The organism is Robiginitalea rubriflava (assembly GCF_052540725.1).
The window spans coordinates 1,286,029-1,312,114 of the sequence record NZ_CP199309.1; the positions used below are offsets into that span (position 1 = coordinate 1,286,029).

The following is a 26,086-nucleotide window of genomic DNA, read 5'->3' on the forward strand; positions in this document are numbered from 1 at the left end:
CGAGGTTTTGCGAGCTAGTATACAACAATCCGATCAGGGTGATTGCAAATGCAACCCATAGCAGCTGTGCCGCTTTATTTCTGATTATATCCAGGCGCTCCTCTCTGGAGCTTATCAATAAAGCTGTCAATAGGCTTAGCGGAAGTATTATATTGAAAATTGCTGTTGGTAAGGCAATTGATGCTGCAAGCAAACCAAGCAAAATCGGATATATCTTTTTCAGACTATCCATAGGCCTCTTCAGTTTTTACAATCCTGCCCAATCTATATACCAGGGGCAGAAGGAGCATTAGAGAGTGATTAATCAGTGCTGTATGAGAAAAAAGGGAGTATACGAAATATACTACAAGAAACGTCATTACCTCTTCCCTGTACATGGAATTTACCTTGGGTAGAAGCAATAAAAATAAAGAAGCATACAGCAAAAGGCCCAGCAACCCAAAATCGATCAAAAATGCCAGCCATTGGTTGTGAGGACCGGCGTGGGTTCCTGCGCGTGTATCAGCAGCCTGTTCTGTTTCAATAAACTGATGTTGCCCAATCCCATTTCCTAGTATGGGATGGTCCCAAAACTTGTTAACTGCATTCTTTAGAAGGATTGCGCGACTGTTTTTTGTTACTAACTCATCTTCTGTGCTAAACGGATCCACGACTGCCATTATCCTTTGGGTGATCCCGGGGCCAAACTCAATAATCTTGCGCTGCATCAATTCCTTAATGGAAAAAGAAAGGATCACAAAAGCCATAAGGATTGTAAGGACTGATCCTAACTTAAGTCGTCCCAGAAAGTATTTTCTGTAAATAAAAATACCAAAGGCCAGTGCGCCGGAGATTGATAAAGTTAATAAAACAGCTAAACCGGCGGTTAAGACATAGATTAGATTACATGTTTTATTCTCGATTGTCTTCTCAGTCAAAATCAGGCCAAAGGTTAAAGTAATGGCTGAAACATTTGGATCCAGATAAAACCCGGCTGCACGCGCATAAATCATAGAAAATGTTGAACGGGCTACAGGGTCATTCATAAGGTCATATGAACCAATATGGGTGGCATCGTATAGATTTAGTACTATCCCCAGAATGAGCCCCCAAAATAAAAAATGCCTGACCCGAATAACTGCTTTTTCACTTGTCAGCCATACTAAACAAACCAATAAAATGGCCAAATTGAGCAGTTGTTTTTTTACAAAGGCATAATTGTTCTCCATTTCGGTAGCCGGGAGGCTCGCTAACCCAACCCAAAGGAGCATTAGACCGGTAAAAACCAAAAAAAACAGCAATAGCTGATTACGTGAAAGTTGCGCAAGACTATTTTTTTTTGTCAGTACAGGTGCTATTAGCAGAGCTATCAGCGGGAAGAAAATAACTGAAGGAATTCCAACCCATATAATGAGATAGGCATCCCCATGGCAGTAGTATAGAAAAACCAGCAACAGGGACACAAATCCATAATAATTCAGATTGAATTTCATACATAAAATATATGGCCCTTATCTCATGAAAAACCTCTCCTTATTGCCATTTCATGAGAACAGGTTTACCAGTGAGCTGGCCATTAAAACTAAAGAATGGAGCAACTATTTCCTATTCGGTTTTGGTAAATTTTAGTAAAGATACACCATGGTGCGGAATGCGTAAGGTTATTCCATGCTTCTGTTTTCCTATATTTACCTGCTTCCATAAGTCTCTGATTATTAATGATCCCTTCAAGTCCAATAATTCAAACGAAAGTGTAAAAGTCCTCTCGGGTTGTGGGCCCCAATCAAAGCGATCAACCACCTGATCTGCATATTTCCCGCGATTTAAAACGGCTACAGCCGTACTGCCATCAGAAAGTTCTTTTTTGATAACACTAATTCCTTCCTGGTCGAAAATTAGTTCTCCCTGTTTCCCCAAACGATCCTGGTTAATCTGTATAACCTCCGGATTCATCAAGATTGATTTGAGGTCTGAGTCTAAATCCTGCAGATCACATCCAAGGATCATTGGAGCCGACCAAATTGCCCACAAACTGAAATGTGTCCTCAATTCGTGGCAATTCAGGCGATTTGGCCTGGGGCTGCCCCACCCGACCTTGCCAAGCACCAGCATATCCGGGTCGTTCCAGTTGCCAGGCCCATTGAATTGACTCCATTTAGGGTGGTATCTGAAAATATCCATGATGCCTTGCGCATTACGCCCATTTGCATGACCGTTGTCCCAGATGTCCCGTATATCTGAAGTGGTTCTCCAGAGGTTTGACCATTTGCGATAAAGCTCCGCATCTTCCAGATTGCCGGAATTCGAAATGGATAAAACAATGTCCCGTGAAGCTGCCTTTATTTCTTGTCCCATACGAATTAGTGCAAGGCTATCAATGGGATTCCAGTCGTATTTGAGATAATCGATCCCCCAATCTGTAAATTGAGAGACATCTTGTTTTTCAAAGGTGTATGTCCCCATTTTGGTGTAGGAACGATTCCCATGAACCTCCCGTTCCCAATTCCCGTCGGGGTCAGCACTGGAACCCCCACAATATCCGGCAAAAGAGGTAATCCAGGGAGTGGAATACAATCCAAATTTCAGTCCCATCTCGTGAATATTGGAGACCAACTCTTTCATGTCGGGAAATTTGCTGTTCGCAGAGAGGGCCTTCCGCAAATTTGCACGGTCTCCCTGCCACCCATCGTCAATTAGGACATGGTTCCACCCGTAATCAGCCAACCCACTTTTAATAAGAGCATTTGCTGCATTTTGTATTTTACTTTGGTCGATATGTTCTCCCCAAACGTTCCATGAATTCCAGCCCATAGGTGGAGTTAAGGCAATTTGATCGCCTACTTTAAATTCTATAGTTCTACTGGCCGTACCCCATTTATTATTGGCAGTAAGTTCTAATCTGTATACTCCTCTTTTTAAAATCGCCCCATACAGAATTCCTTTTTCCCGATTGATTTGCAACCCGGGGGGTAGCTTTTTAACCTTAAATTTTATTGGCCTTTCCCCAGAAGTAGGAATTCGATATAATACTGGAGAGCCAGGGCGAAATCCAACTACTTCAGGACCATTAATTCGGGGGGTTTTCAGTTCTGTTTGTGTACCCGAATTACAAATGGGCTTTTCCGGGAGGAACACCTTAATTTCGCCACGCGTTTTAAATTTTGCCATCGCGTAATTGGCATAATCCCTGTTGTATCCATCGCCACCATCCGACACATACATTGCGAAAACTTCTATTCCCTTAAGATCAATACGGACCTCCCGGTATTCCCCTTTGCCAAGCAGGTCGCTTTGCCAAAGAATCTTTTGGTCCCCTATCAGATAAAATCGCACAGAACTGACTGGTTTTCCCGTATCATCTACCCCTACGATCGCACTAAATTCGGTTGCCTGCCCATTTAATGTAAGCATGTATTTACTCTCGGCGTGTACCCCAACACCCCTGGCATATCTTTTATTACCCATTTGAATCGGGTATCCCAGTACGGATTTCCCCTTATTGGGCTTTCCCCAACCAGAACTCATACTGCTCAGGTCCAGCTCATCGAGCCAAACCTCTTTTTCCTGTGCTGAACAGGAATAACCTAAAAACAAGAGTAACCCATAAAATAGGAAATGCTTCATTGAGGATTATCGTTTTTCATCCTGAAATTTCAGAAAAAAATCACTGTATTTTTCTGCACTGGCTTCCCAGGATAATTTTTCACGGCAAACTTCAGATAGATGTTCTCTGTCAGGTGCTCGCAGAGGAGGTAGTTCTGAATTGCTTAAGTTGACGTAATCTATAAATTGTTCAAATTCTGAATCAAGCCCTATGGTATCTTTAATTTGTTCATTGACAATCAGCGGCAGTCCGGAACAAAGGGCCTCCATGGCCACAAGTGCCTGTCCTTCCGAGGTGCTGGGATGAGCGTAAATATCCGCTGCTGAATAATAGGCATACAACTCCTGATGAGGCACATAGGCTATTCGCCTTGTCTTAACGAAGGAGGTTTGTTCAATTAGGCTATCCAATTTTTGAATAGTCTCATTTTCTGTTCCGGTATCCTTTCCCACAATCCAATAATGACAAGGAATCTGGTTCCTTTCAAGAAAATCAATAAACCCACCATGGTTCTTTCGTGCCGTCAGGGCTCCAACAGAGATAAAAACCAAGTCATTCGCCTCCAGCCCGAACTGTCCCCTGATAAGCTTTCTTTGAGAAGCAGAGAATCGAAATTTTTCCACGTCCACGCCATTTGAAATAATGGTGGAAATCTGATCCTGAATTCCAAGTACCTCCTGCCCTTTCCGTTGCATGGCCGGGGTAAGATAAATGGAATTCTGAACCAGCCCCGCTCCCCTTAGATACAGTTTGGCCATTTCAATGCCCCTGCTTTTATTCGCAGAAATACTTGCAGGATCATCATGCATAAATCCATGGAACGAAAATATAGTATCAGCGTTTATACCTAGTTGTGCTGTTACAGGAGCGAATATCATCCCGTGGGCATTTACAATATCCGGCCTGATCTTTTTTAAGTCCTTCTGAATTTGTATACGGTAGGCCATAAAGCGCAGTGGGGGTACGCCATAAGTCTTTCTATACTGAATCCATTCCCTTATAAACCCCAGGGGGGATAAAACTATTTTTTTTAACAAGCCCAGGCCTATTTCCTTTTTAGAGTAGCCCAGAAAATGAATATTGGGGATCCTTTGGCCAGCTCCCTCGTTTAAATTTGTTCCATAGATATATACCTGATAGTTTCGTGATAGTGGCAGCGCTAATGACATGATAACATTGGCAACACCAGTAGTGTAATTCCCTCCGTATTCTTTTGGAACCTGGCCAAGAATCAGAATTTTTTTCATGTGTAAATCCAATTGGTTAGGAAATAAAGCACTATGGCCAACGACCAGAGAAAAGTATCCTGCCAGGGTGGACTCAGTGGTATGGCCATTTTTTTATTCAGGGAATACTGATTGAGTTTATATCTGGAAAACACAAAAAAGGAAGTCCCCATAGCGTACCATTGTAAATCTCCATCCCAGAAAAATATCGCGAATAAAACGGCAAGAAACAAGGCCAGAATTAGATAGTTGTTTCGAACATAAGACCCATCCAGGCGAAGCGTTTTCAAATAATTGTTCTGGATAATATTGATCTTCATATTGTAGACCATTGCCCCGAAAAAGAGCGAAATGATAGGAATACTTCTATTGTATTCGGGGTAAAATTCAAATACGATCCATTGAACTGTTAAGACGTAAATGAAAAGCAGTAGTCCGAAAATGGTAGTGATATCGAGTAATCTGCGGTACGTGCTATTTAGTTTGTCCTTATAATCAGTAAGCAGATATGGTAAAAGAACGGTAGATACAGAGCCCACAAGAGTATTTGTGAGTACAAAAAACAAGCCGCCGAAAGAATAATAAGCAAACGCACTTACGGACAAAAAACTACTCACAAAAAGCTTATCGATGTTTGAATTAATCTGATTCCCGAAATTTCCGGCAAGTAATCCAACTCCTCTTCGGTATACTGGAAAAACAACTCCCCTGATTTCTTCTTTTGAGGGAATTGCAAATTTGAGAAACGGGCGGGCTTTAAGAGTGTAAATTATAAAGGTGACGCAGATTGAAATAGTAAAAAAGAGCAGTAGTTGCTCCAGGCTTAGTTCTCCCTGCAATAGAAAAAACGCCCCTACCATGGTAAGTAAAATTGCTTCCTTGAATATTTTAAGAAAACTGACTACCTTAAATTCTTTTCGAGACTGGTAGAGAGAATCGTAATAGGTGTTCAGTATAAAGAAAAAGGAGGAGGCTGCCAGTGCAAAGAAAAAGTACCTGAAGACCCCCTGGAAAAAAAAGCCAATTATAAACATCACAGCAAAAACCCCTAATTGCTGTAAAATTACGGTTGAAAAATAGATGCCATTTTCCCTGAGGTTTAACTTCAGCTGTTCACTAATCCGAAGATAAATTCCGTCTTTTAAACCAAAATGCAACAAGCTGGTAAAGGAGAGGTAAAGAGTAAATGTTTTATAGAGGCCGTATTCCTCAATAGTAATCAGCTTGGGAAGGATGAACTGAAGCAGAACCGTGATAAAAATAGCGGAAACACTTGAAACAAAGTAAACCAGCAGATTTTTAAAAATGCTGTTGTTCCTTATATTTTTTAGTGCTCTGCGATTCATTCGATTGTAGCCCTACCCTATGTATTCTCAAAATATCCCGTAGGAAAATCCCCTGAATTACACTGACAAACTCAGACGCGTCTCGTAATTTGAAGAGTCGATCAGGGCATTGAATTCCTCAAAGGTACAACTCTCCCCTCCGGGCAATTTGATATTCATTTTTCGGTCTGACGGTTCTATATTCGAAAGTGCCGGTAAGACGTCTTGCAGCCTGATTTCTTTAAATTCCTCTTTGCCGATAGCTGATAATATCATCTGGCACCTGTCGTAGTCTTCCTGATAATCCACCGAAAGATTGTAAAAGCTCAGATCCGGATCTGAATATTTTATATCAACACAACCCTTGCGGGACGTTTGGTCATTTAAGGCATACCAGGCCAAATATTCTGATGTGAGCGGATTTTCCATTTGTAAATACATCCTCCATAAGTAAGAGGTTGCATATAGCTCTACTCCCATCCCAATAGGAAGGTTGTTAACCTTTACATAGTCCAGCTCGTTATTCTGCATCAGGCCGATCATTGCCTGTAAAACTGATGGGTCCGAAAAGGGGTTGTCTCCCGTAACCCGGCATATTATCCCCAATTTATTCTGCAAAATAAATGAAAGCATGCGATCAATCACAGACTCCGGATGTCCTTTAAAAACATTAAGCCCATTAGATTCACAATAGGACACCAAAGGCCCATCTTCCGGAAGAAATGAAGTGATGACAGAAACGCTTTCCAGCCCGGGGGTGGTGCCTATTCGATGGTATAAATCTTCAATTATGGTGCTGTTGTGAAAGGGTTTGAGGACCTTCTCCTTGAGACGTTTTGATTTAAGCCTGGCGATAATCCCAACTCCAATTTTCTTTTTGTCAAAAGAATCAAATAAAGAAGTTAGGTAGTCCTGCCCATTGTCTGCCCGTTTTAATTCTCCTTCCAAATCGCCATTGAGAACTTTTTTATAGAGTACCCCTCTGAAGGCCGATTCGGTCTTATCCGGATGCTTCAATTTTAATCCGAGCGCTTTTTTGTAATGCCTGATCGTTTGAACCATTATGGAAAATTCTTCAGGATACAGGGAAACCTGCCAATCGTATTTCCGGTCATTCCTGCTGAGAGTAATGTGTTTTTCAAGATACTTGGCGCCTTTTGCCAAAACCATCAGTGGAATTTCTCTTAGATCCAGACTGTGGTCGGCAAAACCCGTCTCACAATTGAACTCCTGCTGTATAGCATCCAAAGAATTCAGGCGCTGGTCTTCTATCTCTGTTGGATAGTTGCTATAACCGTGAATAATTGCATCTACCTGCTCCCCAATAACCCCCAGCGCAAATTGTATATCCTGATAAGTTGCACATTGGGTCTCCAGAATTACCTGAACCCCAGCCTGACGGACGGCCTTTAAAAAAGGAAGGTTTACAATATCAGTAGCGTGAATTTTAATTAACTCAAATCCATTTTTCCTGCAAAATTCAAAAGAATCCAGGTCTAGTGGGCAGGGTATCATATCCATCTTAATCCCCCTGCAGTATTCAATAAACGATGCCCATTCTTTATTGTCAAGTGCTATCTCCGAAACCAGATCGTAGCGCTCATATTCGGCAGCACAGAAAAATTCAGGGTTTAAAATCTGAAATGTAAAATAATCTGCGCCAGCGTTTTTAGCTGCCAGTGCCAGTGCCTTTAAATCTTTTAACTCCCCATTGTGGTTAGAAGCGCTTTCGGCAATAATTTTCATTCAATTTTATTTAAGGTGTTTGATAAATTCCTGGGCCTGTTCGTAATCTGTAGGCTTACCGATATCAACCCAATATCCGATAATGGGATTGTGTGCCAGGGTGCCTCCTTTCCTGTTAACCTCATCCATAAGGTCCGTGATATCGTAAAATGTGTTCTCCGGGATTTGTTGAATCAGCTCTTTTTTGATCATGTAGATCCCGGCATTCGAATAATACACATAAGTTGGTTTTTCCCGAAAGCCCACTACGGATTCATCCCGGGTTTCAAAAATTGCATAAGGAATATCTACTTTATACTCGGTAGAGGCTACCATTATATCGGCATCCTTTTCCAGCAGGTTTCTGTACATGTCTTCAAAATCCACATCCGTAAAGAGGTCGCTGTTCATCAATAGTATATGGTCCGATTGAAAATCCGTAACCAGTGATAAGGCACCTGCGGTTCCCAGGGCTTTCTTCTCACGTATATACTCGATTTTGATACCCTTGGAACTACCATCTCCAAAATAGGACTCAATTTGGTCCCCCAGGTAATTTATAGCTATGTAGATTTTCTGAATGCCGAATGAAATGAGACGATCAATATTGTGCTCAATAATGGGTTTCTCCCCCAGGGGTAACATTGGTTTGGGGGTATTGTCTGTCAGGGGGCTCAGGCGTTTTCCCCTTCCCCCGGCCATGAGAACACATTCCAATGGTAATACAGATCGTATTCGGCCCAGATCAATGATACCCTCCAGTCGGTCTTTTTTATCTAATAAGGGAAGTATCTTGATGTTTTTTTTCCTGTAAAAACTAAGGTCAACATACTGTTTCTCGGCTCTTTCAAAAACAAAATTCCGGTTGCATACACCGTCTATTTTTTTGTGAATATCCATATCCCTGGCAAGGGACCTGCGTATGTCTCCATCGGTGAGCGATCCGATTACCCGGTTTTCTGTGTCTGTTACAAACAGGATTAACCTGCTGACATCGCGTATTTCGTTCAACTTCCTAAGGGCTTCTACAATAGTGGCCTGTTGGTTTATGCTTATCCCTTGTAAATCCATTTATGTTAGGTTAAAGAATCCCAGCTGACCAGATCATCCTCATTAACATCTTGTGAAAGCGTCCTTCCTAAAACAAACTTTAGCGCATCAGGAGGGATTTGGGTGCCCGGTCTTTTTGCTGTTAGGTCACTTCTATTTAATACGCTTCCTTTTTTTAATGATTTGGTGAATACCAGGCTCCTTCGAAATTTCGCTTTTTTATTTTCCTCTGCTTCTGAAACCGTTCGGATCGAACTTCCCAGGGAGGCTGTAATATTCTTAGACTCTGTACAGATTTCTTTCATTTCACGTGGATCTGCTGAAATCTCGTGATCCCAGCCTGGCAAATCCTTGTCAAGCGTAAAATGCTTTTCTATCAGGCACGCTCCAAGGGCTACCGATGCCAGGGGAATGGAGGTTCCTATTGTGTGGTCTGAAAAGCCAACCGGCAAGCCGAAGGCCTGCTGCAGCATGGGGATATTGTTCAGGTGAATATCCTTGTATTCCGGTGGATAAATTGAAATACAGTGCAATAATATTACTTGATCGTTCCCTTTTTGAAAACAGGTGTTTACTGCTTTATCTATTTCACTTAAGGTTGCCATGCCCGTAGAGAGAATTATGGGCTTTTGATAAGCTGCCACATGGCCTATAAAATCCAGATAGTTAATATCCATGGAGGCAATTTTAAAGAACGGCACCTCCAGGCGGGCCAATAAGTCTGCCTCCGCAGGAGAAAAGGGAGATGAGGCGAATGTGATTTGATGCGATTCACAAAAATCTTTTAAATCCTTATGTTGCTGATCAGTTAATGCATACTTGCTAACCATCTCTTTAAGCGAACCGAAGTGTTTTTTCTTAGAGTCGTTGTACACCTGGTTGCGTTCGTACTCTTCTCTGGCGATAAGAGACTTGGAAGTCCATGATTGAAACTTCACACAATCCGCTCCACATTCTTTTGCGGAAAGAATCATTTTTTTAGCCAGTTTCATGTCTCCGTTATGGTTCGCTCCAATTTCTGCAATCACATAAGGCCTCTGGTAATTTTGTACGCTTTGCCTTGAATCAAGTTTAATTTTTCTCATTTTCTATCGTTAATTCTTCAAACCAAAATAAATGGTCTGACCCTCTGTACCGGTTTAATTTTTCTTTGAAATTTTCAGGCTCGGCCTGTATTTTTTTTGAAAGCGTTTGCAATTCCTCTTCTCGTTTTCCAGCTCCAGGAATTCCCGCTTTGACAGCAAACCGGAGAACTCCGCTTTTTATTTCCACTAATTTACTGATCCGTTCAAGGTCAAACTGCTCTTGTAACCCCAGTGAATTAGAACCGTGCTGTCTATAGTAAGTTACCGCTTCCGGTATAAATTTACAGCGAATGCTTTGGTTATAGTAAAATAATTGAAGATAAAACATCCAATCAAAGGCAGTTACCTTATCATCTGTCCGCAATTTGGTGGATAGAAGATTTTTTTTGATAGCTGTATTACCCAGGCCCAGCACATTTTGATTTAACAAGAAAGATAAATTGATTTCAGCCTTGGGAGCTCTTGAGCCCCATACATTTTTAGCATACACTGCTCCTCGCTCATCGGTTAAACTCAGGTCATTATACGCTATCTGATAACTTTCGCTTCCCAATACTTCCACACACTTCTCAACTCTGTTAACAGAAAAACAGTCATCGGTATCTCCAAATATGATAATGTCCCAATCCCCGGACGAAAGATCCTGTATCATTTCCATCCGAATTTTTGCAGGGGTCCCGGCTTGCACTTTTTGGATGCTGTAATTTAGTTTGTATTGGCTTAGTTGCCTGGTGAGATCTTTTTCAGCGCAACCATCGTTATATAAACGCAATTCAAAATCCGAATAGGATTGTTTTTCCAGGGAGAGACAAAATTCTTCGAAGAATTTTAAATTCGAGGGGAAAATAACAGCTGCAAATGCAGTTCTCATAATCTACTGCTTTTCAGTAACAGGCTTGTTGTTGTTTATTGAATCCTACGTCCGGGATTGCCTACCCAGGTTTCTCCCGGACCTATATCTGAGAGGATGACTGCACCCGCGCCTATTACGGCACGATCCCCAATGATTCTGCCTTCTTTCACAGTTGCATTGGCCCCGACAAAGGCAGCTTTTCCGACCTGGACATTACCTGCCAAAACTGCTCCTGGTGCAATATGAGCAAAATCGCCTACTTTACATTCATGTTCTATTATGGCTCCTGTATTCACAATGCAACCCTTGCCTATAACCGACTGACTCTGAATGGCAGCCCGTGCACAAACCAGACTCCCGGGACCGATCTTTGCAGTGGCTGAAGAACTGGCCGATGAGTCCTTTAAAATAGCAAAGTTCAGCTCCGCAAATTTAGGATCGTTCATCAGCCTTTCACGTATACGGTTATCCCCAATGGCAGCAAATACCTGGGCTTTTTTTAAGGCGTCGGTTATTGCCTCATTCTGTTCATCCCCTAAATATTCCAAACTATACGGGTTATTTGTAACCGGTTGGGGATTGAAATATCCCATTATGGTATATCCCAATGCTACAGACAGGTCTATCACCACGTAGGCATGGCCCGAATACCCAAATAAATATAATTGCTCAGAGGATAACACTACTCGGTATATTTACGATTCGATCTTCCAACCAGCGCGAAACACCTAATTCCCCGTGCTGCATATCCCTGTACATCGGGAGTTCACTCATCAAAGTCCAGGCCGGTCGGGTCATTATTCCCTGCTGGTTGGTTAATTCCAAAAACTGATCCCTTTGTCTTCTGTCTTCCATTAGTAAGGTATTCAACCAATAGTTTGCGCGGCTACCTTTTGGTTCCTCCATAAACGTAGCGGCTTCTCCGGAAAAAAAATCTCTGTACGTGTGGGCAAGTTGTCTTTTCTTTTCCAAAAACAAAGGTAAATTCTCCATTTGGGCCAGGCCCATGGCTGCATTTAAATTTGGAAGGCGATAATTAAACCCGAGACTGTCGTGATTGTATTCCCATTTATGGGGCACTTTAGCTGTAGTCGTAAGATGTTTTGCCTTCCGGGCAATTTCTTCAGACTGAGTCAGTATCATTCCTCCCCCACCCGTGGTAATAACTTTATTGCCGTTAAAGCTTAAGACTCCCAAATACCCTTCAGTTCCTGTATGCTCCGCTCCATTGTAGCTTCCCAGTGATTCAGCCGCATCTTCAATCAATTTTAATTTGTATTGATTACAAATATCGAGGATTTCCTTGACCTTCCCTGGCATCCCGAAGGTATGCATAATAACCACTGCTTTGATTTGGGACCTTGTATTCTTATTAATACACCCTTTCTGCGTAACCTCTGCATGGGTAGCCAGAAAGTCTTTTAATTTTTTGGGGCAGAGGCTCATGCTTTCGCGTTCCACATCCACGAATACTGGCCTGGCTCCTGTGTAGGAGATTGCATTACAGGTAGCTACAAAAGTTAAAGCCTGCGTAATTATCTCATCTCCAGGTCCTGCTGAAACTAAATGGAGTGCTGTATGCAGTGCTGCAGTTCCATTAACAGTGGCAATACCGAAAGCGGCCCCGGTAAAATCGGCAACGGCATCTTCAAATTGCCCAACAAATTCACCAACGCTGGAAACGAAAGTGGAGTCTATACATTGCTCCACATATTTCTTCTCATTACCTGTAAAGCGGGGTTCATGCAGTGGAATGAAGTCCTTGGTCTGATAAATATCCCTGATAAATTCTATGGTTCGCTTAAAATTCACTCGCTTACATTTTGCTATCTAAATATTTACCTTTCTCTAAGTGATCAAAATTGGGGATCAACTCCTTGAAAAGAGAAACAATTTGTTCTTTAGACCATTTTCCTGCCGTTCTTAACCTTTGGATTTCACTTTCAAAGTATTTCAGCATTCTCTGGTCCGCTTCATGTTTGTTTTTTACGATCCCGATTTTCTGAAAACTTTCCAGGTCTAGTTCTTCAGATGCAGTATAAAACTCTTCGAACCCCTTCTCTCCTGTAGTATCACTGGGTGTAAACAAACAAGGCCAGTAGCCTTTTGCAGGTAGGTCGTCCATGCGTTTTCGCGCTTCTTCCTCGCTCTGGCATTCAAATACTTTAAATCCTTTTTCCTGAACATATTTCCTGGCAATTTCCTCGAAAGTAATCAAATGAAGTTGCTCAGAGGGTTTAGGAAAGAAAATGTCTTTGTTCTCCCCAAAAATGCAAGACATCAGGCACAATTCCCCAGATTCCTTCGGGGTAACAAAATATCGTCGAATATCCGTTGGTGCTACTAGCGGCTGCATATTTCGAAATCGATTTTCGAATCCCCAAAGCAGCGATCCGTCAGAGAATGCCACGTTTGCAAAACGAGCTGTTGACACATCGCAATTAGCGCTGTCACGGATTAAAAACATTTCCATAATGCGCTTGGAAGCCCCCATCATGTTTACGGGATTTGCTGCCTTATCGGTTGAAACACAGAAGTATTTTCGCGCCCCGTTTTCTGCCGCTTGATGTAGCGTTTTTACTGTGTTGAGAATATTGACCTCAATCATGCGCATCAGTGTAAACGGATCTTTTTCACTGCGTACGTGCTTTAAGGCAGACAAATTCAATACATAATCATAACTGCCATCTGACTTTATGAACGCATCGTATTCTTTTGAAGCCACGTCCAGCGCAAAAGTTCTGAAATCTCCTGAAATGTAACCGAAAGAGCTTCTGATATTTCGCACCAGTTCTACCAGGTTATTTTCACTTATATCAACCACATGAAGTTTCCTGGGTTGCCGTCTGAAAATTTCTTTGCAAACCGCCTGTCCAATAGAGCCGGCTCCTCCAATTACCAAAAATGAAGAAGTGGAAACCATTTTTTCAAGCGCTTCGGCCCGTTCCTTTATATCCTCGCTAAACAATTCCTCGTTTCGGCCAATCAGTGATAATATATTCATAACCTTGTTTCCTTCTAAAAATGCCTTAATTGTTTAAATTCTGCAGGAGTGTACTATTGCGGGGTCTGCGGGCAAAAGTAATATAATTGTTCCCCGGAGTCAATTTGGTGCTTTTCAACAATCCATTTTCCCTTAATATATCACCTGCAAAATCATACCAGCTCATGGCTTTGCCATCCGTGAAATGATGAATCCCGTAATCGTTATTCTTTGAAAGGATCAGCTCAATAATATACGCGGAGAGATTCAGCGTGTCCGTCGGACACCCTGTTTGTTGATCGGTAATTCGCAACTGTTCCCCTCTCCGTGCTTTTTCCAGGACCGTTTTGTAAAAATTTCGGCCATATTTTTTAGAGTATAGCCAGGAGGTCCTGATAATGAAATATCTGTCTAAAACCTCCTGGATTACCTGTTCCCCTGCCAGTTTAGATCTTCCATATTCATTTATGGGGTTGGGCGGGTCAGAAGGGAGATAACCTTCTTTTTTTTCGCCATCAAAAACATAATCTGTGGAAATATGAATTAGAATTGTTCCATATTCCTTACAGGTTTCGGTCAGGTTCTTTACCCCTTCGGCGTTTATTTTGAATGCCTGTTCAGGGGCCTTTTCTGCTGCTTCCACATCGGTAAAGGCAGCACAGTTGATGCAGTAATCAGGAGTTTCATCCCCAAAGTGTTGCTGCATGGTCTCAGGTTTTGTAATATCGAGATCCTCACTCGTACAGAACCGTGCCTTAATCTGTGGAAATCCGGCCAGGGCATCCTTTAAACTGAGTCCTAACTGCCCTCCAGCCCCAGTTACCAGCACTTGAATCATCCTCTTACGTCTTTAAAAAGAGGTAAACCCCGGTCTTTGTCTGATAAAATGAGTTTGTCTTCCGATACACCCCAGTCTATTGAAAGCTCCGGATCGTTATAAATAATCCCCCCTTCCGAACCGGGATGATAATAGGCATCGCACTTATAGGAAAACAAGGTGCCCTCCTCCAGACTCAAAAAGCCATGGGCCATCCCTTTGGGGATAAATACTACTTTATGGTCTGTCTCGCTTAATTCGGTGCTGTAATGCTGGCCAAAGGTGGGGCTTTCAGGGCGCAGATCAACCACCACGTCCAGTACGGCCCCACGCAGCACCTGTACCAGTTTTGCCTGTGAGTGTTCCCCTTGCTGAAAATGCAGCCCTCTCAATACATTTTTGGCAGATGACGAGAGATTGTCCTGTACAAAATCAACTCTTTGACCCAGACAATTCTCCAATTCAGCCGCATTGAATTTTTCCATAAAATACCCCCTGGAGTCTTTGATAATCCTGGGATACAGTAAAAAACAACCCGGAATTGGAGTGGCTTCTATTTTCAAATTGATTTGTTTAAGATCTCGAAATTAAACTCAATAAATAATCTCCATATCCGCTATTGCGCAATGGAAGCGCCAGGGATTCCAATTGGGTGGCGTCTATGAATTCCATTCGATAGGCCACTTCCTCAATGGCCCCTATTTTTAAGCCCTGCCGGTTTTCAATGACCTCCACAAATTGTGACGCCTGCATCAGTGACTGGAAGGTCCCGGTGTCCAGCCAGGCCGTTCCCCGATCCAGAATACTCACCTTAAGTTTTCCCATGGATAAATAGGCCTTGTTGACATCCGTAATTTCCAATTCCCCCCTGTGGCTGGGCTTGATTTGGGTGGCAATTTCTATCACCTCATTATCGTAAAAATAGATGCCGGGAATGGCGTAATTGGATTTAGGCTTATCCGGTTTTTCTTCGATAGTCTCCACATTTCCCTGCTTATCGAAGGTGACTACCCCATACCGCCTTGGGTTTTGAACATGATACCCGTAAATAATTCCTCCATCCGGGTCGCTATTCTGCTGAAGTTGCTCGGATAAACCTGTCCCGTAAAATATATTATCCCCCAGGATCAAAGCAACCTTCTCTGAGCCAATAAAGCCTTTTCCAATAAGAAAGGCTTCCGCAATTCCCCCTGGATGATCCTGTGTGGCATAATGAAACGCACACCCCAATTGGGATCCATCACCCAGTAATTTTTGAAAGAGTTGCAGGTCTGAAGGCGTGGTAATAATTAAAATTTCCCGTATCCCGGCACTCATCAGTGTTGCCAGGGGATAATAGATCATGGGCTTGTCGTAAATAGGCATCAGTTGCTTGCTGATCGCAAGGGTCAGTGGGTATAATCGCGTTCCGGTACCTCCGGCCAGAATAATTCCCTTCATTATTTTACAAGCTTATATTTATTGAGATACCATTCTACTGTTATACTCAAGCCTTCCTCGAAGGAAGTTTCAGGGGTCCAGCCCAACTCCTTTTTCAACTTTGCCGCATTTACGGCATATCGCTGGTCATGACCCGGCCGGTCTGAAACAAACTTTATCAGTTCCCCATATGTTCCGCCTCGCCTGGGGTGTACTTTATCAAGAATACCGCAAATTTTCAGGGCCATTTCAAGGTTTGAACACTCATTTCCGCCACCAATTACGTACTGGCTGCCGGCCCCGGCCTTTTCGAAAATGCCTTGTAAGGCCACACAATGATCCATTACAAATAACCAGTCCCGAACATTGGAACCGTCCCCATATATGGGGATAGGTTGATTGGCAAGTGCTGTTCGAATGATTGTGGGAATCAGTTTTTCAGGGTGCTGTCGGGGCCCGTAATTATTGGAACAGTTGGTAATTACGGTATCCAGCCCATAGGTTTTGTGGTAACTGCGCACCAAATGGTCTGCTGCAGCCTTGGAAGCGCTATACGGACTATTAGGCGCGTAAGCCGTTTCTTCAGTAAAGAAACCATCCGATACAGACCCGTACACCTCGTCAGTTGATATGTGCAAAAAGCGTCCCGTTCCTGAAGTTGCCCAATGTGTTCGGGCGACTTCCAGTAAATTGAATGTGCCTTCAATATTGGTCCGTATAAAGTTGTCCGGAGCTGCTATACTGTTATCTACATGGGATTCGGCCGCAAAATGGATAATGCCCTCTATTGGGTAGTTCTTAAACAACTCCAAAAGTAATTGCCGCTCACAGATGTCTCCCTTTACAAAGGTGTAATTGGGTAATTCGCGTACTTCCTGCAGGTTTTTCAAGTCTCCGGCATAGGTGAGCTTATCCAGGTTGACAATATTATACTGTTTGGTGTTTTTTAAAAGTTGCAAAATAAAGTTGCTGCCGATAAAGCCCGCGCCTCCGGTAATCAAAATAGTTTTATGCAGCTGTCTGCTCATTCTAGTTGCATCTCTTTAGACTTCCGGTTGAGGTATTTGAAAAGTGTGATCAGCAAAAAGAACCCTATAAAAATTAGTGGAAAGCGCACTATGTTTTTTTGCATTAAAGGCTTCATTACCCTGTAGGGTTTTCCAAAATTGACAATGGTTATGGCTTCCTGCTTTTGTTTCAGCTCCAGTTTTTTGCTCTCGGTATCCTTTATCAGCAGGTTTTTCAAATTGAATAATGCCGGGATATTTAAAGGTTCCTCGTTTTCAAGTACCAGTCGCCCCTCCACGCCCTTTTCCTCTGTCATCATTTTTCGGGTATAATTATTTATAAGCAGGTCTATTTGCTTAATTAGCGAATCGTTCCGCTCAATGCGTTGCCGGGCGTTCTCCGTATGGATTTTTATAAGATCTCTGTAGTATTCATTGGAATTGATATAGGCCATAATTTTCCGGGCTTCTTCCAATACGGTCCCGGTTTCTTTGAAGGTAAAGCTTATCCGCTGGTCCAGAGAGCCCTTATCCATTAACTGCGCCCTTACAATATCCTCAATGGCGGCACTGTTTTCAAATTTCTGCAGCAGTTCCAGGAACTCCAGTTCATCTTCAAAATTGGAAGATTGCTCAGAAACCACTGGTGTGATTTCTAATTTAAACCCCTTGAGTTTTTCAATATCAACGGAGAGCTGGCTGAAAAAAGCTGTATCCTTTGCTTTGGCATTGGCCTGAATTTCTTCAATAACATCATACAGGTACTCCTTGCTGTCCAGGTTTGGGGTAGCAATAACATCAATTTGCTGTTCCACTCCAACCAGTTTATTTAAACCAAAGCCCAGGACTGCTCCCGCAATGGCCAGGCCGCCCAGCCAGAACACATTCTTCTTTACAAAGAGAAAAATTTTCAAAAAGCCGTGAAACAAACGGTTTAACCCATTACCGATCATTTTAAAGAGTTGCCCCAGATCGATCTCATCATTGTTGCCCTGTTTATTGGATAGGTTTTCACTCATGGTTTCAGGAGTTAAAAATTTGTTTTAAGATTTTATCGGTAATCAAATAGGTTGGCTTAACGCCGGTAGTCCCTAAGCCCCCGGATGCCAGGGTATGCCCTGTTTTAAGAGGGTTGTCAGAAGCGTAGTAGGCATATCGCACCTTTACGTCTTCCTTTATGCTCTTTCGGATCTTGGAGGCAGACTGAATGGCTTTCTGGTAATGTACGCCTTCCATTTCCAAACCGATAACATTCCAGGTGGATTGGTGGAAAAAGCTCAATATGTCTTTGTTTTGAAGGGAGGTGCCTAAAACGGTAACCATAGTGCCTTCGCACACCTGCAGCCCATGGCCTTCAAAATCTGCTTTGCACAATTCATTCCTGAAAGGATAATTGTCGGCCGTTCCTTCAAAAATATGGGCAGAAGGAATCATCAGGTCTCCTTTGTCTCCTTGCAGTATTCCGGCCTTCCCCATAATGGAAATAGATTCCACATCCAGAAATTCCAGCGCTCCATTCCCCTTATACGGCTTTAATAATTCATCTATACTTTCAAATGCCTGCTCCCCAAAAGCATAGTCCATCACCAAAATTACCGGCTTTCTGTTATCTTCCATCTCAGGAAGGTCATATCCACAAACATCGTCTGTCAAACGAGCCATATCGAAGATTTGTACGTCAATATTGGTGCCCGAGACATCCGGTATACTGATCATCCCATTTTTACGAGCAGTAGCAAGAACCTTTTCCCGCAATGCCTCGTTGGAGGAAGAACTCAGTGCTTCAAATATCTCCAGGGAACCGTTTTTGGGAAATTCCTTTTTAAGGGCTTTCCGCGCGAAAAGTGAATTGACCACCGAATGCATGTTTGAGCTGATAATATGAATAGGACGGCCCAGCAGCTTGTTGCGGTGAAGCTCTTCTTTAATCGTATTCGCCCAGCGCTCTCCATGAATATGGTGTCCCAGGCGTTCTCTTAAAAGTGCGCTAAAGGTTAAGGTACGCTTCTCCCCGGTTGTTTCTTCTTCGATAGCCAGTTTTCCCAACCAGTAAATGATCTTTAAAAATCGCTCCGGATCTTTTTTGGTTCCAATCTGTTTGTAAACCGCACTGACTTCAGTAAAAGACCTGCCCAAAATATTGGCAGTATGGATTAGGGCAACTTCCCTGTCAGCCATACTTAGTTTATTCCTGGAAACCGCCGCTTCCAGCTTCTTCCAGTCACGGATGGTTTTATCGGTGTCTTCAATAAGCACCCTTTTCCCAATCTTATTGGATTCTATAAACAAAAAAGTGAGATGGGTAAGGATGTCATAGATATCCGATCTCCCTCGGGTGATCTCAATATTCATTTGCTCCTCGTCAATCCTGTAGCAATTCCGTCGCCTTTTGGGGGGGACAATCGCCTTAAAATGTGATTTTCCATAGCCCTCATCCGAAGTAAGGTTTATGTACCGGCATTGTTCAATCCCTTCAGGCAGTCGCTCCAGCACATAGATTAAACCATCCAGTTCTGCCTTATTCTCGGCTATAGATCCATAAATTTCAGGTCTCAGCTGAAGCAGTGCATTTCTGAGGGTTTCCCCGGACACCCCCATAGGCTTGTAAAAACCCCTGTTGAAAAGGTGGCGCATGGTAATGTACATGCGTTCAATGGCGTTAGTGGATTCCTGGGCACGGGTTGTTTCCATAGAAGATAATCTCAGGCAAAAATACGTTTTATTTCGGTTGCGAAAAGCGGAGTACCCCGTAAATCAAGATATCCTGAAGCCCGGGCTACTCAGCATTTACTTTCGGAATTCACTTAGCCCTTCTGCCAGTTTTCTGTCATTGGACAGGCGTTGAATTTTGTTTTGACCCCCGAGTTTTCCGATTGATTTCATATAATTCTGAAACCCGCCTGTTTGGATCTTGGTAATTTTCAGTGGTTGTAACACCTTCCCCTCAATCAGGTCAAAATAGTAACTGTTCTGCTGTTGCATTTCAGCATCCAGTATTTCTAAAAAGCCCGTGAGGTCTTCGGGTTCTTTCTGAAACTCGACCAGCCATTCGTGATAGGGGAGTTCTCCTTCTTCCGGACAAATTTGAGGGGCAACGGTAAATTCAGTAACCTCCGCCTTTGATGCAGAAAGTGCAGCTTCCATAGCATACTCCACCTCTTTGGCTATTACGTGTTCCCCAAAAGCAGAAATAAAGTGTTTGATCCTGCCAGAGACAACTACCCTATACGGCTTTAATGAAATAAACTGAACGGTATCTCCTAGATTATATCCCCATAAGCCGGCATTTGTAGACAGTATCATCGCATAATTGACCCCGAGCTCCACTTCCCCAATAGTATGGCGCCTGGGGTTTTGTTCAAAAAATTCATCCGCTTTAATAAATTCATAGAAAATACCAGCGTTCAGAAGTAGCAACAGGCCTCTTTTATTCAATTGGTCCTGATAGGCAAAAAACCCTTCACTGGCCGGAAAGAGTTCTATACTGTCAATTTTCCGGCCCATAAGGTTTTCAAAACGATTGCGGTAGGGTTCAAAATTGACCCCGCCATAGATGAATAGCTGAAAATTGGGGAAAAGGGCGCCAATGGCCTTCCCCGATCGCTCTTTCAACCTTTCAAAATACATTTGCACCCAGGAGGGTATCCCTGCAATAACTGTCATATTTTCATCAAGGGTCTCCTCAACAATCTTATCTACTTTGGTTTCCCAGTCTTCAATACAGTTGGTTTCCCAGCTGGGCAACCTGTTTCGCTGCAGATAACCCGGAACGTAATGGGCCGAAATCCCGGATAACCTGCCAACTTTAATTCCATTTTTCTCAGAGAGGACCGGGCTTCCCTGCAAAAAGATCATTTTGCCGTCTACAAATGAAGCTTTTCCGCTTTTATGGATATAATTCAGGATGGCATTGCGGGACGCCTTTACCTGCTCTTTGATCATCTCCTCTGTAATGGGGATATACTTGGCACCGGAAGTTGTGCCGGAGGTTTTGGCAAAATAGAGGGGTTTGCCCGGCCACAACACATTCTCCTGGCCCTGGAGTATTTTCTCCACATAAGGTTTCAGGTCTTCGTAATCCCGAACTGGAATTCTGCGGGCAAAATCTGAATGGGTATGGATTTCACTAAAATGATGGTCTTTCCCGAATTGGGTATTCCTTCCCTTTCTCAGAAGGCTCTTAAAGACATTTTCCTGGGATACAACCGGGTGGTTGAGCCATTTGTTTGTTTTCCAATCTACAATGGCTGCAAATATGCGTGCAGCAATCGCTTTTACAGACATAGGATTTAATTAAAATCTACGTAATTCAATGGGTTTACAGGGCTGCCATTCTTCCACAGCTCAAAATGCAGGTGCGGACCGGTGGTTAGTTCCCCTGTATTGCCAACCGTTGCAATTACCTCCCCTGTGTGCACAATGTCACCCTGTTCTTTTGTCAGGGATCCGTTGTGCTTGTAAACTGATAAAAGGCCGTCTTTGTGTTCGATTATAATGACATAGCCTGTGGCAGCACTCCATTCGGAAAAAATAACCCTTCCGTTGGCTACTGCTTTAACAGGGGAATCGGTTGCGGCAACAATGTCCACGGCATAGTGCTTTTCGTCAGGATTAAAACCCTGGGAAAGGTTGCCAATCAGCGGTGCATATAACAGAATACTGCCATCGAATGATGAGCGCTCGAAGAGGTTGTATTTATCTTCCAGCGCCACCTGGGCACGAAGGACGCTGTCTTCCCGTATCGGGTTCAGGTCTATTTGGGAGGGGTCCAGTTTAAATGGCTCGAAAATAGAATCCCGGTTCATCTTGTTGTTTTCAATGTCCCCGCTTAACACTTTACGGATATTATCAATATACCGATTAGTATAATTTAATACAGTAACCAGTGAATCTGTTTTATAAGTCAATTCGGTCGCCTGGCGTTTGAGGGCTGTTGAGGAATAGCCCGGTATATACTCCCGTAAAGGCGTAAAAGCAATCAGCAGGGTAGTAAATGCTATAAGGCCAATAGCTGCGAGTGTTCCGGTAACAAATACATTCAACCTGCTGAGTTTAAAGGAGATTTTCTCCTCAAAAGTGCTTTCATTCAGAATTACCAAACGGTACTTATGCAGTAATTTTCTCTTAATTTCCTTTCTGCGCTTCGTCTTCTTGGCCATAGTCCCTACCTTTTAGCTTAAGTCCGTCCCGGTTCAGCAGTCTCTAAGCTCAGGAAAAAGCGCTCCTGATTACCTGCTGAATATCCAATTATTCAACGGAATGAACTTCTTTGGTCTAATTTACATCTTATGAGACAATAAAAATGATTCTATTCTGTTTTTTACTACCTTTACAAACCATTTAAGTTATGTTGGTATGAATGCACAAATGATTTTCCTAGCAATTGGGCCCTGGCAAATAGCCATCATCGTAATGGTGGTTTTACTGCTCTTCGGAGGGAAAAAGATTCCTGAACTGATGCGTGGGCTGGGTAGTGGCATTAAAGAATTCAAAGATGCCTCTAAAGAAGATGAAAAACTTGACGAAAAAAAGGAGTAACCCCTTTTTTGGATTAATGAAATAAGGCACCTGGATAAGGTGCTTTTTTTATACCTTTTAGTATTATTTCTTCTGGAAGAACCCTTTCTGATTAATTTATCTTAAGTGGTAATGTGCTCATAACCACAGTCCAAAGTCTTTCACGACAGTTTTCCCCTCTTTCACAACAAAAACTTAGCCAAACAGGTTCAAACGACTATTTTCGACGTTATATAGAAATTCAGTGGGGTGATTCCTATTGAAGATGTCGCAATTACCGACCTAGATGCCTAATAAAATCAAAATCATTCTGCCTGCAGTTTACCTGCTGCTCATCCAACTGGTTTTTCCGCAAGCTGTCCTGCAGCAGGCGGAAGAGCAGCCTAATGGACAAAAAACAGCCGTTTCAGCGAATATCGCGAATCAGGAGGCCCAGAATGCCAGGGAAGCTGCTGCCTTTGTGAACGAGGCCAAACAAAACGAGATTGCCGTCAGAAGCTTCAAACGGCTGAAATCGCTTGACAAAGGGTATTATGTTGTTGTGGGAGTCTTCAAAGAGACTAACAATATCGATAGACTTATCCGAAAACTCAATAGAAAAGGGCTTGAGGCCGGTAGTTTTGTAAACCCCGAAAATAATCTGAATTACGTATATGCAGCCCGTTTTGACAACGCCTCCACAGCCCTATCTCAAAGTAAATCCGGATTGGAAGGCCGCTATCAGGATGCCCTGTGGATTCTCATTGTTGAAAATGACCCTTTTGGCTCCGTTCCGGTTACAGAAAATATAGTTGAGGCCACAAAAGAACCCTCCCAGCTGATTGCCCCGGAAACCGTTGAAGCACCAAAGGAGTCAATACATTCAGATCCTCCGTTTCAAAAGGCCACTGCCAGTGCCGATAAATTACTGCGAAGGGCCAATGATTACTTCGATAAAATGTGGTATGCCGAGGCTGCAGACCTCTATGAGACGGCTCTCAGCCGAAACCCGGGACAAAAATCGCCTGAAGCCATTAGAAGAGTTGCCGATGCGCACTATTTCAATACCAATATGAGCAGGGCCTACTACTGGTACAACCAGCTTTACGACCGGCAAAAAGACAATATGGCGCCCGACGATCTTTTCAAATATGCGCATTCGCTAAAAGGAATGGGAAAATACTCCCGTGCCAAAAGGCTACTGCGTCTTTATTCCAAAAAACAACAAAACACGAAGAGTGCGTTATCCAACCGCCTTGAAATGGCCCAGAAAGAAGCCGCACTGGACAATATACTGAGTGCTGAAGAAGGTTTCACTATCAAAAATATGGCTATCAATACCCGTTATTCGGAATTTGCGCCCATGTTCCACCAGGATAACGAACTGGTTTTTGCCTCTTCCATGGATTCGGCATTTTTTCATACCAGAAGGTATAAATGGAATAACCAGCCATACCTGGACCTTTACGTTGCCCGTATGAATTCCGAATCGGATGAACTCAGAGACGCCGTAAAGTTTTCAAAAAAAATCAATACCAAATATCACGAAGCGGGGGTCACTTTTTCCCCGGATAACCAAACCATGTATTTCACCCGGAACAACTATGGGAAGAAATTACGAAGGGACAAAAAAGGCGTAAATCACTTAAAAATATACCGTTCGGTTAAAATTGACGGGGAATGGACAGAAGCCACCGAAGTATCCTTTAACGGCGAAGATTATTCCACCGGACATCCGGCCCTCAGCCCTGATGGCAAACAACTCTATTTTGTCTCGGATATGCCCGGAAGCCTGGGGGAGACCGATATTTTTGTAGTAGACGTACTGGAAGATGGGAGTTTTTCGGAGCCCAGAAACCTCGGGCCTGAAATCAATACGGAACGCAAGGAAATGTTCCCGTTTATCAACAACAAAAAACTATATTTTTCCTCTAATGGGCATGTTGGCCTGGGTGGCCTGGACATCTATGAAGTCGCTTTTGAGGCAGAAGAAGGTTTTCTGGAAGTCAGAAACCTGGGAAAACCCATCAACAGCAACAAAGACGATTTCTCCTATATCGTAAATGAAGAAACGCAAAAGGGTTACTTTGCTTCCAACCGACGCGGGGGCAAGGGAGACGATGATATTTACTCTTTCCAGCGGTTACTGCCTGAAGAGGCGAATGAAAATGCTATTGCCGGTATTGTTACGGACCTGATAAGCGGAGAAGTAATGCCGGATGCCCTGGTGGAACTGCTAGATGAAAATAATATCAAACTGAAAGAGGTTATTGCAGATGAAGGGGGAAGCTTTGTTTTCGAAGACCTGGAAGGCAACACCAAATATAACCTGAAAGTAGGATCTCCGGATTATTTCGATGCGATTACCCCGGTTGAAACCAGGGATAACGAACTCGTGTATACAGACGTGCGCATGCGCAAACTACAGGAGCTAATTACAATAGAGGATGGGGTGCGCAAGCTGAAAACGGAAATGATCTTTTTCGATTTTGACAAATTCAATATCCGCCAGGATGCGGCCACCGAACTGGATAAACTGGTATCTACCATGAAGGAATACCCTGAGATGGTGATTAAAATTGAATCACATACAGATTCACGGGGGCCACGCGCCTACAACAAATATCTTTCTGATAAGCGTGCCAAGTCTACCCGGGACTACCTGATCAAAAACGGAATCGACCCCAACCGTATAGCCAGTGCCATTGGCTATGGGGAAGAACGCCTCCTCAATGGTTGTGACGGCAGCATTCGCTGTACGGCGGCACAACATCAGCAAAACCGTAGGTCGGAGTTTATTATTGTTAAAATGTAAACCCCCCTATGGCCTCTTAACGGCTTTTTACAGGGCGCTTTAAGGACCTTTTCCATTTCAGACAACAATTCTACCGCAGTTCACAACATATACAGGGTGGCTGTATACGGAAGCACTATTAACTGCTGTTTATACGGTATACTCTAATACTTATATATGAAATCACTTCTACTCTTCCGACAATTATACGATGAGGCCTTCAAAGCGATTGGCTCTTTTATGCTGCGCAATGCGTATAAGGCCTTTTTCTGGTTCTGCTTCTTTTGCTATGCGATCGTGCTCTATGCATTCATCTATCGCATCGCAACCGGATTTGCCTTCGATTAGGCCTGTGAAAAACTAACAGGGTCACATTTGGCCCTGGTCATTCATCCTGTTTTTGGTCCTTTCATGGAGATTCTCATACCCCCTCAGGGCTTATGACTAATTTTTCAGTGTTTTAACCGATTAATGCAACATTCCATATGTTCTCAAGCATCTTTGCCATGGACATTATAAAGAACTTGAAAGCTTATGGAAAAACTATTACTCGTAAAAGAAATCTACGTGGAAGCCTTTAAAAACTGGACAAATCTATTTCTGCAGAAGTATTTCAAAGCCTTTTCCTGGTTTTGTTTTGCCCTGTGGCTGTTGACGATGTACGCCTTTATTTTCAGGGTTTCTACAGGCTTTGCATTTGATTAAGCAATATTATACCAAACA

General features: G+C 43.0%; 23 protein-coding genes. 4 read left to right on the plus strand and 19 right to left on the minus strand.

All coding sequences use genetic code 11. From position 1 onward, the window contains the following. Positions 1-224: 224 nt before the first annotated feature. The 19 genes from ACT6NU_RS05950 to ACT6NU_RS06040 form a co-directional block, all read right to left on the minus strand. Positions 225-1,472 carry an O-antigen ligase family protein gene (locus ACT6NU_RS05950; RefSeq protein ID WP_445383545.1) on the minus strand — a complete coding sequence of 416 codons (1,248 nt, stop codon included), beginning with the start codon at positions 1,470-1,472 and terminating at the stop codon, positions 225-227. A gap of 112 nt (positions 1,473-1,584) precedes the next feature. Continuing rightward, positions 1,585-3,603 (minus strand): NPCBM/NEW2 domain-containing protein, encoded by a 2,019-nt coding sequence (locus ACT6NU_RS05955; protein ID WP_445383546.1) that lies wholly within the window; start codon positions 3,601-3,603, stop codon positions 1,585-1,587. Positions 3,604-3,609: 6 nt separating this feature from the next. After that, positions 3,610-4,830, minus strand: a complete 1,221-nt coding sequence (locus ACT6NU_RS05960) for a glycosyltransferase family 4 protein (RefSeq protein ID WP_445383547.1) — start codon at positions 4,828-4,830, stop codon at positions 3,610-3,612. Continuing rightward, positions 4,827-6,155, minus strand: a complete 1,329-nt coding sequence (locus tag ACT6NU_RS05965) for a lipopolysaccharide biosynthesis protein (protein ID WP_445383548.1) — start codon at positions 6,153-6,155, stop codon at positions 4,827-4,829. The genes ACT6NU_RS05960 and ACT6NU_RS05965 overlap by 4 nt, the downstream gene beginning before the upstream one ends. A gap of 57 nt (positions 6,156-6,212) precedes the next feature. Continuing rightward, complete coding sequence (locus ACT6NU_RS05970; RefSeq protein WP_445383549.1) at positions 6,213-7,880, minus strand: N-acetylneuraminate synthase family protein; 1,668 nt, start codon at positions 7,878-7,880, stop codon at positions 6,213-6,215. Positions 7,881-7,886: 6 nt separating this feature from the next. Continuing rightward, positions 7,887-8,930, minus strand: coding sequence for a nucleotidyltransferase family protein (locus ACT6NU_RS05975; RefSeq protein WP_445383550.1), 1,044 nt, complete (start codon positions 8,928-8,930; stop codon positions 7,887-7,889). Positions 8,931-8,935: 5 nt separating this feature from the next. After that, the gene (locus ACT6NU_RS05980; protein WP_445383551.1) at positions 8,936-9,994 is read right to left on the minus strand and encodes an N-acetylneuraminate synthase family protein; all 1,059 of its coding nucleotides are present in this window, start codon (positions 9,992-9,994) and stop codon (positions 8,936-8,938) included. Further along, positions 9,981-10,652, minus strand: coding sequence for a hypothetical protein (locus tag ACT6NU_RS05985; protein ID WP_445383552.1), 672 nt, complete (start codon positions 10,650-10,652; stop codon positions 9,981-9,983). Before ACT6NU_RS05985 ends, ACT6NU_RS05980 begins: the two co-directional genes overlap by 14 nt. Positions 10,653-10,900: 248 nt before the next feature. Beyond that, entirely contained in the window at positions 10,901-11,530 is a 630-nt protein-coding gene (locus tag ACT6NU_RS05990; protein ID WP_445383553.1) for an acetyltransferase, read from the minus strand. Then, entirely contained in the window at positions 11,517-12,659 is a 1,143-nt protein-coding gene (locus ACT6NU_RS05995; RefSeq protein ID WP_445383554.1) for a LegC family aminotransferase, read from the minus strand. Before ACT6NU_RS05995 ends, ACT6NU_RS05990 begins: the two co-directional genes overlap by 14 nt. A gap of 4 nt (positions 12,660-12,663) precedes the next feature. Continuing rightward, positions 12,664-13,851 carry a UDP-N-acetylglucosamine 4,6-dehydratase gene (locus tag ACT6NU_RS06000; RefSeq protein ID WP_445383555.1) on the minus strand — a complete coding sequence of 396 codons (1,188 nt, stop codon included), beginning with the start codon at positions 13,849-13,851 and terminating at the stop codon, positions 12,664-12,666. 25 nt (positions 13,852-13,876) lie between these two features. Continuing rightward, entirely contained in the window at positions 13,877-14,668 is a 792-nt protein-coding gene (gene rfbD / locus ACT6NU_RS06005) for a dTDP-4-dehydrorhamnose reductase (protein WP_445383556.1), read from the minus strand. Next, entirely contained in the window at positions 14,665-15,210 is a 546-nt protein-coding gene (gene rfbC / locus ACT6NU_RS06010) for a dTDP-4-dehydrorhamnose 3,5-epimerase (RefSeq protein WP_445383557.1), read from the minus strand. The genes rfbD and rfbC overlap by 4 nt, the downstream gene beginning before the upstream one ends. Positions 15,211-15,220: 10 nt before the next feature. Further along, complete coding sequence (rfbA, locus tag ACT6NU_RS06015; protein WP_445383558.1) at positions 15,221-16,087, minus strand: glucose-1-phosphate thymidylyltransferase RfbA; 867 nt, start codon at positions 16,085-16,087, stop codon at positions 15,221-15,223. Then, on the minus strand, positions 16,087-17,094 hold the full coding sequence (gene rfbB / locus ACT6NU_RS06020) for a dTDP-glucose 4,6-dehydratase (protein ID WP_445383559.1): 1,008 nt from the start codon (positions 17,092-17,094) through the stop codon (positions 16,087-16,089). Before rfbB ends, rfbA begins: the two co-directional genes overlap by 1 nt. Beyond that, the gene (locus ACT6NU_RS06025; RefSeq protein ID WP_445383560.1) at positions 17,091-18,092 is read right to left on the minus strand and encodes a hypothetical protein; all 1,002 of its coding nucleotides are present in this window, start codon (positions 18,090-18,092) and stop codon (positions 17,091-17,093) included. Before ACT6NU_RS06025 ends, rfbB begins: the two co-directional genes overlap by 4 nt. A 4-nt stretch (positions 18,093-18,096) precedes the next feature. Further along, complete coding sequence (locus tag ACT6NU_RS06030) at positions 18,097-19,764, minus strand: DUF6909 family protein (RefSeq protein ID WP_445383561.1); 1,668 nt, start codon at positions 19,762-19,764, stop codon at positions 18,097-18,099. Between the two features lie 96 nt (positions 19,765-19,860). Then, a complete protein-coding gene (locus ACT6NU_RS06035; RefSeq protein ID WP_445383562.1) occupies positions 19,861-21,357 on the minus strand; it encodes a GH3 auxin-responsive promoter family protein in 1,497 nt (498 codons plus the stop codon). Between the two features lie 5 nt (positions 21,358-21,362). Then, positions 21,363-22,232 carry a M23 family metallopeptidase gene (locus tag ACT6NU_RS06040; protein ID WP_445383563.1) on the minus strand — a complete coding sequence of 290 codons (870 nt, stop codon included), beginning with the start codon at positions 22,230-22,232 and terminating at the stop codon, positions 21,363-21,365. Between the two features lie 196 nt (positions 22,233-22,428). On the opposite strand from ACT6NU_RS06040, the gene ACT6NU_RS06045 reads away from it, so the two are divergent. From ACT6NU_RS06045 to ACT6NU_RS06060, 4 genes are all read left to right on the plus strand, one after another. Then, positions 22,429-22,611 (plus strand): twin-arginine translocase TatA/TatE family subunit, encoded by a 183-nt coding sequence (locus ACT6NU_RS06045; protein WP_445383564.1) that lies wholly within the window; start codon positions 22,429-22,431, stop codon positions 22,609-22,611. A 265-nt stretch (positions 22,612-22,876) separates the two neighbouring features. Beyond that, positions 22,877-25,384 (plus strand): OmpA family protein, encoded by a 2,508-nt coding sequence (locus ACT6NU_RS06050; protein ID WP_445383565.1) that lies wholly within the window; start codon positions 22,877-22,879, stop codon positions 25,382-25,384. Positions 25,385-25,540: 156 nt separating this feature from the next. Then, positions 25,541-25,711 carry a DUF6747 family protein gene (locus tag ACT6NU_RS06055; protein WP_445383566.1) on the plus strand — a complete coding sequence of 57 codons (171 nt, stop codon included), beginning with the start codon at positions 25,541-25,543 and terminating at the stop codon, positions 25,709-25,711. A 186-nt stretch (positions 25,712-25,897) separates the two neighbouring features. Beyond that, a complete protein-coding gene (locus ACT6NU_RS06060) occupies positions 25,898-26,068 on the plus strand; it encodes a DUF6747 family protein (protein ID WP_445383567.1) in 171 nt (56 codons plus the stop codon). Positions 26,069-26,086 lie beyond the last annotated feature (18 nt).